Source organism: Nitratidesulfovibrio sp. 1201_IL3209 (genome assembly GCF_036763125.1).
Classification (GTDB): domain Bacteria; phylum Desulfobacterota; class Desulfovibrionia; order Desulfovibrionales; family Desulfovibrionaceae; genus Cupidesulfovibrio.
In genome coordinates this window covers 104,357-117,664 of the sequence record NZ_JBAIYT010000003.1, presented here as the reverse complement: position 1 = coordinate 117,664, position 13,308 = coordinate 104,357, and the positions used below count along the sequence as shown (strand labels likewise).

Annotated in this window: 10 protein-coding genes; 6 read left to right on the top strand and 4 right to left on the bottom strand. The window is 69.5% G+C overall.

Annotated elements, in window-relative coordinates; all coding sequences use genetic code 11:
• The first annotated feature begins 126 nt into the window (after positions 1-126).
• The 6 genes from V6B97_RS03300 (at position 127) to V6B97_RS03275 (ending at position 9,247) form a co-directional block, all read left to right on the top strand.
• Complete coding sequence (locus tag V6B97_RS03300) at positions 127-1,140, top strand: DMT family transporter (protein ID WP_333505067.1); 1,014 nt, start codon at positions 127-129, stop codon at positions 1,138-1,140.
• Positions 1,141-1,274: 134 nt separating this feature from the next.
• The gene (locus tag V6B97_RS03295; RefSeq protein WP_333505066.1) at positions 1,275-1,874 is read left to right on the top strand and encodes an IMP cyclohydrolase; all 600 of its coding nucleotides are present in this window, start codon (positions 1,275-1,277) and stop codon (positions 1,872-1,874) included.
• 351 nt (positions 1,875-2,225) lie between these two features.
• Positions 2,226-3,992 (top strand): GTPase HflX, encoded by a 1,767-nt coding sequence (gene hflX, locus V6B97_RS03290; protein WP_333505126.1) that lies wholly within the window; start codon positions 2,226-2,228, stop codon positions 3,990-3,992.
• Positions 3,993-5,145: 1,153 nt separating this feature from the next.
• Positions 5,146-6,858, top strand: coding sequence for an FAD-dependent oxidoreductase (locus V6B97_RS03285; RefSeq protein WP_333505065.1), 1,713 nt, complete (start codon positions 5,146-5,148; stop codon positions 6,856-6,858).
• Between the two features lie 321 nt (positions 6,859-7,179).
• Positions 7,180-7,419 (top strand): hypothetical protein, encoded by a 240-nt coding sequence (locus tag V6B97_RS03280; protein WP_333505064.1) that lies wholly within the window; start codon positions 7,180-7,182, stop codon positions 7,417-7,419.
• A 196-nt stretch (positions 7,420-7,615) separates the two neighbouring features.
• Positions 7,616-9,247, top strand: coding sequence for a glycosyltransferase family 2 protein (locus V6B97_RS03275; RefSeq protein WP_333505063.1), 1,632 nt, complete (start codon positions 7,616-7,618; stop codon positions 9,245-9,247).
• 53 nt (positions 9,248-9,300) lie between these two features.
• Here V6B97_RS03275 and V6B97_RS03270 read toward each other — a convergent pair whose 3' ends face one another.
• The 4 genes from V6B97_RS03270 to V6B97_RS03255 all read right to left on the bottom strand — a co-directional run bounded on the left by V6B97_RS03270 (position 9,301) and on the right by V6B97_RS03255 (position 12,695).
• Positions 9,301-10,176, bottom strand: coding sequence for a ThiF family adenylyltransferase (locus V6B97_RS03270; protein WP_333505062.1), 876 nt, complete (start codon positions 10,174-10,176; stop codon positions 9,301-9,303).
• Positions 10,177-10,271: 95 nt separating this feature from the next.
• Complete coding sequence (locus tag V6B97_RS03265; RefSeq protein ID WP_333505125.1) at positions 10,272-10,556, bottom strand: MoaD/ThiS family protein; 285 nt, start codon at positions 10,554-10,556, stop codon at positions 10,272-10,274.
• A gap of 87 nt (positions 10,557-10,643) precedes the next feature.
• Positions 10,644-10,871, bottom strand: coding sequence for a MoaD/ThiS family protein (locus V6B97_RS03260; protein ID WP_333505060.1), 228 nt, complete (start codon positions 10,869-10,871; stop codon positions 10,644-10,646).
• Between the two features lie 96 nt (positions 10,872-10,967).
• On the bottom strand, positions 10,968-12,695 hold the full coding sequence (locus V6B97_RS03255; RefSeq protein ID WP_333505059.1) for an aldehyde ferredoxin oxidoreductase C-terminal domain-containing protein: 1,728 nt from the start codon (positions 12,693-12,695) through the stop codon (positions 10,968-10,970).
• Positions 12,696-13,308 lie beyond the last annotated feature (613 nt).

The following is a 13,308-nucleotide window of genomic DNA, read 5'->3' as shown; positions in this document are numbered from 1 at the left end:
GACAACGGCGCGGCGCGCGCCCGGGTCACGGATGACACGCCCGCCGTTGGCCGCTACCCTGTACCCGTCGCGGCAGCCCTTCCCACGCGCCGGTGCCTCCCGGCCGCATGCCCCAAGGTTTTCCGCATGACCCTCCTTGTCCGGACCCTGCTGTCCATGGTCTTCTTCGCCGCCAATTCGGTGCTCTGCCGCCTTGCCCTGCTGGACGCGCAGATGGCCCCGGCCAGCTACACGGCCATCCGCGTGGGATCGGGCGCCCTGCTGCTGTGGGCGTTGTGCGCCGGACGCCTGGCGCTGGCCGCGTGGCCGAATGGTCCCGGCAGGCCGGGGGAACCGGACGGATCACCGGACGGGCCGGACGCACGGGACAGCCCGCGCACGCGGGAAACGCCGGGCACGCCCGGCAGCCTGCCCGCCCTGTGGCGCGCGGGCGACTGGCCCGCCGCGCTGGCCCTGCTGGCGTACATGGCCTGTTTCTCATGGGCCTACGTGGACCTGCCCGCCGCCGCGGGCACGCTGGTCATCGCCGTGGCCGTGCAGGGGAGTATGTTCGGCCTGGGCCTGCTGGCGGGCGAGCGGCCCGGCAGGCGGCAGGGGCTGGGCCTGGGCCTTGCCCTGGCCGGGCTGGTGGCGCTGGTGCTGCCGGGACTCTCCGCGCCGCCGTTGGGCGGGGCGCTGGTCATCTTCGTGGCGGGCGCGGCGTGGGGCGTCTATTCGGTGCGCGGGCGCACGGCGCGCGATCCCCTTGCCGCCACGGCGGGCAATTTCCTGCGGGCCGCCCCGTGCGCCCTGCTGCTGCCCCTGCTGGCCGGCGACGGGCTCCCTTCCGGGCCGGGCGTCGCGTATGCCGTGGCCGCCGGGGCGCTGGCCTCGGCCGTGGGCTACGTGCTGTGGTACGCGGTGGTGGCGCGCCTGTCCGTGACCACGGCCGCCGTGGTGCAACTGTGCGTGCCGCCCATCACCGCCGCCGGAGGCGCGCTGTTCCTGGGCGAGGCGGTCACCGCCCGGCTGGCCGCCAGTTCCCTGGCCATCCTTGGCGGCGTCTTCCTGTGCATGACCGCACGCCGCGCCCCTGCGGCACTCGTTACGGAGCATCCACGTCAGGCAACGCCAGCGGGAACCCGCACGAAGGCCCCCTAGTCCCGGCGCGCTCCTGGCGCGCGCAACCGCATTGCGGTCCGGCCCGCAACGCGGCGCGGATCGCTCATACCCTTGCACTGACGGGCGTCTTCTGGCACTGGCTAGTGAACAATTACGCGACACAAGGAGTGCGCATGGAGTTCCTGCCCATCAAACGGGCGCTCATGAGCGCCACGGACAAGAGCGGCCTGGCCGACTTCGCGGCCTTCCTGGCGGGCAACGGCGTGGAACTCGTCTCCACCGGCGGCACGCGCCGCATGCTCGAAGGCGCGGGCCTGAAGGTCACCCCCGTAAGCCGCGTGACCGGCTTTCCCGAAATCCTCGGGGGCCGGGTGAAGACGCTGCATCCGCACATCCACGGCGGCGTGCTGGCCGACAAGGACAACCCCGAGCACGTGGCCACGCTGCGCGAACTGGGCATCGCCCCGTTCGACCTGATCTGCGTGAACCTGTACGACTTCGCCACCGCGGCGGCCAAGGGGCTGGACCTCAGGCAGGCCGTGGAGGAAATCGACATCGGCGGCCCCTGTATGCTGCGCGCCGCGGCCAAGAACTACCACTCCATCCTCGTGCTGCCCTCGCCCGCGTACTACGGGCGGGCCATGGACGAGATGCGCGCCAATTCCATGCGCGTGGGGCTGGAGTTCCGGCGCGAGATGTCGGTGCTCACCTTTGCCGCCACGGCGGCCTACGACCGGATGATCGCCGATTACCTGGCCGCAGCCGCCCGCTAGGGGCAGTTTCTGCCGTTTCCACTGCCGACCGGGCGTCCGCAAGGGCGCCCGGTTTTGTCATGTGGCGGCCCGCCGGGGGCTGCCGGGTTGCGGCGGAACAGTCCTCCCGTCCCGCTTCCCCGCGCCGTCCCTTCCGCGTATGATGCCCTCTCGCGCCGGGCGGCCGCCCGCGCGCCCCTGTTTCCATTCCGCCAGCGCAGGAGCACTCCCATCGCCAAGGTTCTCGGCAACATCCAGGGGCTGAAGCCCAGCCACGTCAAGGCCCTGACCCGCCTGTACCAGCGCCGCTTCCCGTCCGTGGGGGGCTATTCGCACGAGCAGGCCCGCGAACTGGCCGCCCTGTCCCGCAGCGTGGGGCGGCAGGTGGCCGTGCTCATCGACCGGCAGGGCCGCGTGGCCATGGTGCTGGTGGGCGACACCGGGGCCATCACCATTCCGGAACTGCCCCGCGCCCGCACCGGCTCCGGCCGCCTGCGCGGCCTGCGCCTGCTGCACACCCACCTCGGGCCGGACCTGCTCTCGCAGGAAGACCTGATGGACCTGCTGTTCCTGCGCCTGGACGGCTTTGGGGTGCTCACCGTCAACGAATGGGGCGAGCCGCTGACCTTCCAGCAGGCCCATCTGTTGCCCCAACCCGTGGACGGCAAGCCCTACCGGGTGCATCCCGCCCAACCCTGGGACCGCGTGGATACCGACGTGGCGGCCCAGGTGGAGGCGCTGGAAGAGGAAATGGCCCGCGCCGCCGGCGACGCCCGCGCGGTGGCCCCCGCCCGTGGCTCCGGCGGTCGAGGCGCCGGCGGAGGGGCATCGGGCAACGCGGCCGGGGCCGTACCGCAGGGCCGCAGCCATGCCGAGCACATGGCCCACACCGCCGCCCTGGCCGCCGAGGCGGAAGGCCCCGCCGCCGTGCTGGTCAGCGTGTCCACCGCGCCCCGCCCGTTGCAGGAACTGAATCTGGCCGAGCTGACCGAACTGGCCCGCACCGCCGGGGTGCGCTGCGCGGGCACCCTGATCCAGCGCGTGCCCTCCCTGAACCCCAAGTTCATCCTGGGCAAGGGCAAGCTGGCCGAACTGGAGGTGCTGGCCCTGCAGGGCAACGCCACCATGATCATCTTCGACGGCGAGCTGTCCCCGGCCCAGTTGCACAACCTGGCCGACGTCACCGAGCGCAAGGTGCTGGACCGCACCCAGCTGATCCTGGACATCTTCGCCCAGCACGCCACCACCCGCGCGGGCAAGTTGCAGGTGGAAATGGCCCAGCTGAAGTACACCCAGCCCCGGCTGGTGGGGAAGAACCGCGCCATGGACCGCCTGATGGGCGGCATCGGCGGGCGCGGCCCCGGCGAAACCAAGCTGGAGACCGACCGCCGCCGCATCCGCGACCGCATCGGGCGCATCAAGGACGAACTGGAAGCGCTGCGCCGCCAGCGCGCCTACGCCCGCGCCCGGCGGGCCAAGCAGCGGGTGCCGCTGGCCTCGCTGGTGGGCTACACCAACGCGGGCAAGTCCACCCTGCTCAACGCCCTGACCAACAGCGAAGTGCTGGCCGAGAACAAGCTGTTCGCCACGCTGGACCCCACCACCCGCCGCCTGCGCTTTCCGCACGAGCGGGAACTGATCCTGGCCGACACCGTGGGCTTCATCCGCAACCTGCCCAAGGAACTGCTGGAAGCCTTCCGCGCCACGCTGGAGGAACTGGAGGCGGCCGACCTGCTGATCCACGTGGCCGACGCGGGCCACCCGGAACTGGACCGCCAGTTGGGCGCGGTGGACACCATCCTCGCCGACATGGAACTGCACGAGGTGCCGCGCCTGCTGGTGCTGAACAAGTGGGACACCCTGGACGAGGACACGCGCGACGCCCTGCACGGGGCGCACCCCGACGCCATCACCCTGTCCGCCGCCACGCGGCAGGGGCTGGACGACCTGGTGACGGCCATCGCCGCGCGCATCGACTGGGAGCGCGACCTGCGCCCCTGCGGCCAGCGCGCGGTCAAGGGCGCGGTCAAGGGCGCGGTCAAGGGCGCGGTCAAGGGCGGCGCCAACAGTGGGGGCGGCGATACGGACGACGATGCAGGCTGCCCCTGGCCGGAGATGGAATCGGACCGGCTGAACTGACAAGGGCAGCCCCGCGTCAGGCGATAGGTGGGGCGGCAGGTGGGGCGGTCAGGCGGAGCAGTCAGGGCATTGCCTGCACGCCCTTTCGCCCGCTGCACTCAGACTCGCCACGCATGCGGCGCGACCATGCATCGTGCGGGCGCACAATGACATGCAACGACGCAGCACCACCATGCGTTTCTCAACCATCCAGATTCGTTGATAAACTTTTTTCGCAAAAAATATCCTTTCCTTACGGCACATTGCAACTGCAACATTCTCACGCTGCGGCATATTCGCATGCGCATATCCAACTCCATCAATGGGTGCGCCATGTTGCGGCATGCAGAAATACGCCACGAACTCGTTGCAACATTGTCGCCGCAACGACATACCCCCTTTACAGTCGGCCCGCTCGCGGCTAGGGTTTAGTCACCGGCGAAAGAGATCGGCCTAGCCAGTGGGCCGGAATTCCGCCGGAGTACGCAGCGGCGCCGAGGGCGTCGCGAGATCCGCAACCAGTGCACAGAGCGCTCGCAGCCTGCGCCGGAAGCAGGCGGAGCCCGGCCGAGCCACGGCACGACGCACGGAACGCGACAGGGGTCAGATGCGAAGGAACGCCATCGGAGGACTGTTCTGGCAGAAATTTACCCCCATAACGGCAAAGCGAGTTGCCCCCGATGAATAGGGAAACCGACGAAAATCCCTAACAGGCGTGCAGCAGAGATCCCGGCGCAGAGCGCGGAATCTCCCGGATATCCGGAGCGGCACGCCTTTCCTTTTGCCGTTTTCCGACCGCCGCGCGCGGCACGCCGCCTCCTTCCCGCCCATTTCTCCCGCCCCTTTCCATCGCTTCCCGTCCGGGCTCCCCGCGCCCGTGGCGCCCGCATCCCGGCCCGTCACCGCCAGCCCGCACTTTTCTTCGCCCCGGTCTTGCAGTAAGTACACGCAGACCTTGCCACGCGGCGCGAAAGCGCCTAAATCATACCCAGACGGTAGGCAATAACCCCACTCGCGTGGGGTATTTCACGCCGTCGGCCTGATTTTCGTGGAATCACCCTGATTTCGCGGGGCCATCTTGACGCCCGCGCAAGCCCGAACAGACGCGCGACCCCGTGCCGCGCGCCGCACCCCGCGCCGCCATCGGCGCGCGCAGCCCACGGAGGTTTCCAGCATGCCCAAGCACGTCGTCGTCATCGGGGCCGTGGCCCTTGGCCCCAAGGCCGCCTGTCGTTTCAAGCGCCTCGAACCCGACGCCAAGGTCACCATGATCGACCAGTCGCCGCGCATTTCCTACGGCGGCTGCGGCATCCCCTATTTCGTCTCGGGCGAGGTCAACAACATCGACGCGCTGCAAGCCACCCCCTACAACGTGGTGCGCGACCCCGAATTCTTCCGCATCAACAAGGACGTGGACGTGCTGACCGAAACCCGCGCCGTGTCCATCGACCGCGCGGCCAAGACCGTGCTGGTGGAACACCTGCGCACGGGCGAAAAGCAGACCCTGCACTACGACAAGCTGGTGCTGGCGCTGGGCAGCCGGGCCAACCGCCCCCCCGTGGAAGGGCTGGACCTTGCGGGCGTCACCGCCGCCACCAACCTGGAAGAGGCGGAATTCATCCGCAATTCCGTGGCCGCGGGCACGGTGAGCAACGCGGTGATCGTGGGCGGCGGGTTCATCGGCCTGGAAATGGCCGTGGCGCTGGCCGACATGTGGGGCATCGGCGTGACCGTGGTGGAGCTGACCGACCGGCTCATGCCGGGCTTTCTGTCCTCCACCCTTACCCGCATGGTGCGCCACGACCTGGAGAAGAACGGCGTCACCGTGCTGACCGGCGAGAAGGTGGTGCGGCTGGAAGGCGAGGACGGCGCGGTGGCCCGCGTGGTCACCGACAAGCGCACCATCGACGCGGAACTGGTGATCATGGCCGCCGGGGTGTCGCCCAACACGGCCATCGCCAGGGAGGCGGGGCTGGCTGCCGACCCGCGCGGCGCGCTCATCGTCAACGACCGCATGCAGACCAGCGACCCGGACATCTATTCCGGCGGCGACTGCGTGACCATCCCCAACCTGATCACCGGCAAGCCCGGCTTCTTCCCGCTGGGGTCCATGGCCAACCGCCAGGGCCGCGTGGTGGGCACCAACCTGGCCGGGGGCGACGCCACCTTCCCCGGCGCGGTGGGCAGCTGGGTGGTCAAGCTGTTCGAAATCTCGGCCTGTGGCGCGGGCCTGACCATCGAAACCGCCCTGCGCGAAGGCTTCGACGCCATCAACGTGCACGTGGAGCAGTTCGACCGGGCGCACTTCTACCCGGAAAAGACCATCATGTCGCTGCAACTGGTGGTGGAAAAGCCCACCCGCCGGGTGCTGGGCATCCAGGGCGTGTCCACCCTGGGCGACGCGCTGACCGCGCGCATCAACGCCGTGGCAACCCTGCTGGCCGACAAGCCCACCATCGAGGACGTCAGCAACGCCGAAATCGTGTACTCGCCGCCGTTCGCCTCGGCCATGGACATCCTGAACGTGGCGGGCAACGTGGCCGAGAACATCCTGGAAGGCCGCTGCCAGGTCATCGACCCCGAAGAGTTCGAGCGGCTGTGGAACGAGCGCGCCGACAACGACACCGTGTGCTTCATCGACACCCGGCTCATCGGCAACTCGCAGCCCCTGGCCGAAAAGTACCCCGGCCAGTGGAACGCCATCCCCGAAGAGGAAATCCACGACCGCATCGCGGAAATCCCCAAGGACCGCACCGTGGTGCTGGTGTGCAACACCGGCCTGCGCGCCTACGAATCGCAGCTAATGCTCAAGGAACTGGGCGTCACCAACACCGTCAACGTGCAGGGCGGCATGGTGGCCATGCACAAGATCGGGGCGGATATCTAGCCTCTCCGGACCACACCCGTCAGGAATACGCCGAAGGGCAGGGAACGCGTTCCCTGCCCTTCGTTCTCGTGGATGGCCTCGCTCACGGGCGTGCCCCCTCCCCTGCTGCCGCGAGCCACCCGTCCCTGTTCCGGACCGCGTGGACGGAACAACCCGATGCGCGTATGCAGGGACATGGAGTATCGCTGGGGGTGCTCCGGAAAGGTTTCGTTGGGAATTGCCGCAGGCGGGCGCAACCTGCGTCCGGACGCGACCGGTCACCACCGGGCGTGCGCCGGAACGCCGCCATGGGGGCTGCCGCAAGGCGGTCCGGGAGGTACCATGGAAGACGAGGCTGGATACCTGGCGATGCTGGAACGGCAGATGGACGAGGCCATGGCGCGCCTGGCCGCCGCCTGCCGCGACGAACAGGGCTGCGCCGCCCCGGAGGCGGACGGCGCGAAGCAGGCGGCGCGCGCCGCCTGCGAACGGGCCGAACAGGCCGCCCGCTCCACCTACGAACAGGAGTGGGCCAAGGTCTGGGGGGCGGTGCGCCAGCGCAAGCACAAGGGCGGCAGGTAGCTCCGCACGCGACACATATCTCCGCGTCCACCGGAACAGGGGGAACAGGCGGAACAGGCGGAACGGGGCCGCGCCACGGGCCGGGGGCCTGCCCACCGGCCCGCGCGGCACCATGTGCCGCATCGCCTCTGGCGCGGAACTTGCTTTCTCCGGCGCGGCCCGAAAAACCTGCCACCCACGCAACGCCGGAAATGCCATGCACTACAGGTATCTTGCCCCCGGCCTTCAGACGGAACTGGAGGCGCTGACCGCCGATGACGCCATCGACCACTTGCGCAACCATCTTGGCAATTTCCTGCTCGACGCACCGGTCTGCGTCAGCTACCTGAACCGGCTGGCCGCCGAACCCGGCGGGCTTGCAACGCCCCGCCAGGTGGCTTGGCTGCGCTGGCTGGTGCGCACCTTTGCCCGCCTGCACCCGTTCGACGAGCAAGCCGCCGCCCTGGCCGCCCGGGTGGACTCCACCCCGGAGGACACCCCCCTGCACCGGGCCCTGGCCAAGGTACGCATCCCCGACCCCTTGCGGCAACGGGTGGAACAGACCTCCAACCAGCCCCCGGCCGAGGCGCGCGACCTGCTGCTGCGCCTGTTCCGCGACATGCCGTTTTCCGTGGCCGTGGCCGACCGCCTGCTGCATCTGGACCTGCAACTGGGGCTGGTGCCCGGCGACGGCTGGTACGACGGCCTGCGCTGCCCGCCCCTGCTGCGCGACCTGCTGGACCGGGAGCGGTTCCGGGCGTGCATGCTGCATGGCAACGACGCCATGGCGCTGGAACTGCGCGACCGCACGCGCGAAGCGGGCACGGGCGATCCCGGCTGGCTGAACTGCGCGGCGGAACTGGCCGTGCGCACCGGCGACCGCGCGGCGGGCATGGATTTCTACCGGACCTCGCTGCGCCTGGACCCCATGCAGATACCCGTGGGACTGCGCCTGCGCGAACTGGAGCACCCTTTCGTCCCCCTGCCGGACGCCTTGGCCCCATCCGCCGGTCCCGTGGCCATCTTCCTGTATTCCTACAACAAGCGCGACCTGCTGGAGCAGACCCTGCGTTCTCTGGCGGCGTCGGACACGGGCGGGGCATCCGTCGTCCTGCTGCTGAACGGCTGTTCCGACGGCTCGTCGGAGATGGCGGCGGGGCTGAACGCCAGCCTGTTCGGCGGGCGCATGGAGATCATCGACCTGCCCGTCAACGTGGGGGCACCGGCGGCGCGCAACTGGCTGCTGCACACCCCGCGCGGGCGGGAGGCGGCCTTCGTGGCCTTCCTGGACGACGACGTGGAGGTGCCCGCCGACTGGCTGTCCGCGCTGGTCTCGGTGCTGCGGGCCAACCCGCGCGCCGGGGTGGCGGGTGCCAAGACGGTCTTTCCCGGCGCGCCGCGCCGCTTGCAGTACCTCCATCGCACCGTGTCCGTGGCCCAGCCGGGACTTCTGCGCATCAGCCTGGACACGCCCAACATCAACTACGACGGCGGGTTCTACGACTACATCCGGCCCACGGCCAACGTCATGGGCTGCTGCCACGTGTTCAGCCGCGCCGCCCTGGATACGGTGCGCGACTTCGATATCCGTTTCTCGCCCTCGCAGATGGACGACATCGCCCACGACCTGGACCTGTGCCTGCACGGCTTCGAGGTGGTGTACTGCGGCCTGGTGTCCTGCGTACATCATCAAATGTCGGGGGTGGGCATCGGCAACGTGCACGCCGCCCGCATGGGCAACGTGCTGGGCAACGACGTGAAGTTCTACTATCGCTTCGCCGGACAGTTGGACGCGCTGCGCCAGCTTACCGCGCGCAACGCGGTGCCAGACATGCCGCCGGAGGCATAGCGGTCACGCCCCTCCCTGCTGGCGCATCACGGCCAGCCGACGCCACTAGCCCCCTACTCCCGCAAAGACAGGCGGTCGAGACTGACCGCCGCCAGGTCCACCACGGCCATCCTGCCGCCGGGGCCGCCCAGCCGGGGGGGCTGGCCCAGCGCCAGCCGCACCGCCTCGGAAAGCGCCAGTCCCGCCGCCACGAGCAGGGCCGGGGGCTGGCACCCCAGCACGTCTTCCGCAGGGGGGCTTGCGGCCCGACCGTGCGGAAAGAACATCCCGGCCAGCCCGCGCTCGCCCGGCAGGGCCGTGGCCACCATGGCCGTCCACCCGGCCACGCTGGCCGCGATCAGCGGCACGCCCGCGGCGGCGGCCCCGGCCTCGGCCACAGGGCGGAACGTCACGCCCCCCAGCGCGTCGATGGCTACATCCGCGCCCGCATAGAACCGCGCGAAGTCCTGCCCTTCCAGCCGGTCCCGCCACACTTCCGGTTCCACGGCCGGGTTCACCAACACCATGCGCCGCACGGCGGCGTCCGCCTTGGGCGTGCCGAGATCCGCTTCGGTGGCGAGCAGTTGGCGGTTCAGATTGGTGGGCTCGAACACGTCGTGGTCGGCCATCCGGATGCGCCCAAACCCCATCCGGGCCAGCCCTTCCAGGATGTGTCCGCCCAGTCCGCCCAGCCCCACCAGGGCCACGCGGGCGCGCAGCAGCCGGGCCTGGGCGGCGCAATCCAGCGTGGAGAAGTTGCGCAGGTAGCGCTCCGGAATCAGTCCGAGTTCCAGCGCCGCGATTTCCGTCTGACGCAGGCTCGCGCCCGCCCGGCGCGCCACGTCCCCCACCGCCCCGTGCGCAAGCGTCCGCACGGGGGCGCCGTCGGGCAGGGTTCCGGGGATGGCGGCCTGTTCCAGCGACGAGTGCAGCATGACGGAAGCATCCATGGCAACCTCCTCCGGGCCGGACATGCAACCCCGACCATGTGCCCAGCGACAGGCACGCAAAAAGCCCCCGCGCGCCAAAAGGAGCGGGGGGGCGATCACATCTTGCGGAACCCCAGCAGAACCCGGTACGGCCCCGGAACGCCGGGCGGCGCCAGCGCCACCCTGTCCCCGCCGGACACCACGGCCAGGTCCGGGCTCACCGCCTTGCCGTTGACGAAAACCACTTCCACCATCTCCGGGGCGATGTCGAGCTGGCGCAGCAGTTCCGGCCCCGTGGTGCCCGGATGGACGCGCACCGGCAGGGGCACGGCCCATCCGCGCTGGCGGAACAGGTCCGCAAGCCCCATGAACGCCCGCAGTTCGATGGCGTCCGGCGGCATGCCGCCGCCGTCCGTTCCAACGCCGGACGCAACCCCGGCAGCGCCCGGCTGGCGCGAGTCGTCCACCATGGTCCCTCCGCCCCGCGCCTACCCGCCGCCCACCGCCGGGAACAGGCCCAGCCGGTCACCGTCCGCCAGCGCCCTGTCCAGCGGTGCATGCAGGCCGTTGATGAAGATCACCGCCACGTCTTCCGGCGCGATGCCGAGACGCAGCACCACGTCGCGCACGGTCCCGCCCCCGGGCAGGGAACATTCCTCCCCGTCCTTCGGCTGGAAGCGTTGCAACGTGGCGTAGCATTTCACCGTGATGTGCATGTGTCGTCCGCCTGTCCTGCCATACTTTGGCCCTGTTCCGGACATGATCCGGCCATGGCCGCCCCGCCCTTCGGGGCGGCCGCGCGGATACCTGTGCTAGAAGGCCAGCACGCTGTCGATTTCCTCGTCCGTGAAGTCCCACACGGTGTTGTGCGGGGGGCACGGTTCCTCGAAGAACTCGGGCAGACGGTCGTGCGCGCTGGTGAACCCGGCGCGCCGGTTGAAGTCCAATTCGGCCTTCAGGATGGTCTTGCCGAGGGCCGTCACGTCGTCGCCCGTCAGGGCCAGATCGTACCGCGCATTGATCATGTCCACCAGCGCGTTGAACCCGTCGGGGATGTCCAGGATGGCGAAAGCGATGAACAGGCACATGCCGGTGGAGTCCACGGCGGCGGTGGCGATCTGCAGGTTGCGCGAAAGCTCCACCTGCCCTTCCTTGCCCAGCGGATCGACGAAGCCGCCCACCCGCAGGATGTTGGTGGCCACGGCGTACCCGGCGGTGTGGTCCGCGCCCATGGGGGTGGTGGCGTAGGTCAGGCCCACGCCCTTCACCGCGCGCGGGTCGTAGGCGGGAATGGCCTGGTTCTTCACCACCGGCACGCGCGTAAGCCCGTACATCTGGCCCACGGCCGCCGCGCCGCACCCCAGGATGCGCCCCAGGGGAGTGCCCTGGCGGATCTGCTTGATCAGGTCCAGCGCCGCCTTGGCGTCGCCCCACGGGATGACGCCCGCGTCCATGGCCACGGCCACGGCCACCGAGGTCTCGATGGAATCGATCCCCACCTCGTCGTACTCGCGGTCGGCGTAGGCGATGGCGTCCAGGTCGTCGATGGCGGCGTCCGCCCCCAGCGCCCAGATGGTTTCATACTCGAAGCCGCTGGTGATGTATTTGCCCTGCTTGTCCACGTAGTGCTGCGAACAGCGGATGACGCACCCCGCGTGGCAGCCGTGGGTGGTCTTGCCGCCGCGTTCCTCGATGGTGGCGGCCATGGTTTCGCCGCCGATGTTGTTGGCCCATTCGTTGCGGCCCCGGCGGAAGTTTTCCGTGGGCAGGCCGCCCGCCTCGTTCAGGATGTTCACCAGCACGTTGGTGCCGTACTTGGGCAGGCCCTGGCCGGTGACGGGGTGGGTGGTCAGGGCGTTGGCGAAGCGCTTGGCCGCGCTCTTGAACTCCTCGGGCCTGGCGATGGCGACGGCGGGCGCGCCCGCGTCGTCGATGACCACCGCCTTGATCCCCTTGGAGCCCATGACGGCCCCCAGCCCGCCGCGCCCGGCGCTGCGGATGTTGCCTTCCGGGTCGGCGAAGGAAATGTTGGCGGCGGACAGCTTCATCTCGCCCGCAGGGCCGATGAGCGCCACGCCCACCTTGGGGCCGTACTTGGCCTGCAACGCCTTGACGGCGTCGTAGTTGCCCGCGCCGATGATTTCGGCGGGGGCCTCGTCAAAGGTCACGCCGTCCTTGTCCACCTTGACCACGGCATACGCGCCGTCGGCGGGCAGGCCTTCGAACACCAGGGCCTTGATGTCCAGGCGGGCCATCTTCTGCGAAAAGCTGCCGCCGCTGTTGCTTTCCTTGATGCCGCCGGTGAGGGGGCTTTTGGCCCCGCAGGAGATGCGGCCGGAGTTCACCGCGCTGGTGCCGGTGAGAAAGCCGGGGGCGAAGACGAGCTTGTTGTACTTGCCAAGGGGATGGCAGGTGGGCTTCACCTCGTCGGCAACGAACATGGACGTCAGGCCGCGCCCCGCAAGCCCGGCATACCTTTCGGGACAGTCCCCGATCTCCGCCGTCCTCGAACCCATGTCAACGCGTATGAATTTCGCCATGTCAGCCTCCATTGCTGTGTAAGAACAGGCGCGCGCCACCAACGGCGACGCCACCGCGCCATGCGCGCCGTCGCGTGCGACTGCACGCGGCATGCATGGCCGACACCACCACATCTGCAATACCGGTACGGGCCGCGCGGACGGAAGGCTGCCGTCCGCGCGGGGTCCGTTGCATGCAGGCGTGACGCAACACCCGCCTTCACTCTCACTATTTACGGCACGCAATGGTGTCAATTTATGCCCTGCATGACATAGGACGCATTTTCGCCACGTTCCAATATACATATTTATGTCAGGCATGACACAATCAATACTCTTCCATGAACACGGTGCGGCATTGCACGCAGGGCAAATGCCGCACCGGACGGTATTTCGGCCCCGAGCGACACCGTTGCCACTGCAAACGCATGTCACGCCGTCGGTTATGGTTCGCATGCATCCGTATCGGTAAGAACGGGTTCCAGCCCGCCAACGGCAAGGCCCACGCCCTGCCCGCCAACGCACGGAGGCATGCCCGGCGCTCGCCCAGGGTGCGGCCCACCCGGCGCAAAAAAAATCCCGGCCCCCGCCGAGCGATCGGCAAGGGCCGGGGAAACGGCCGGGTGCGGGAACC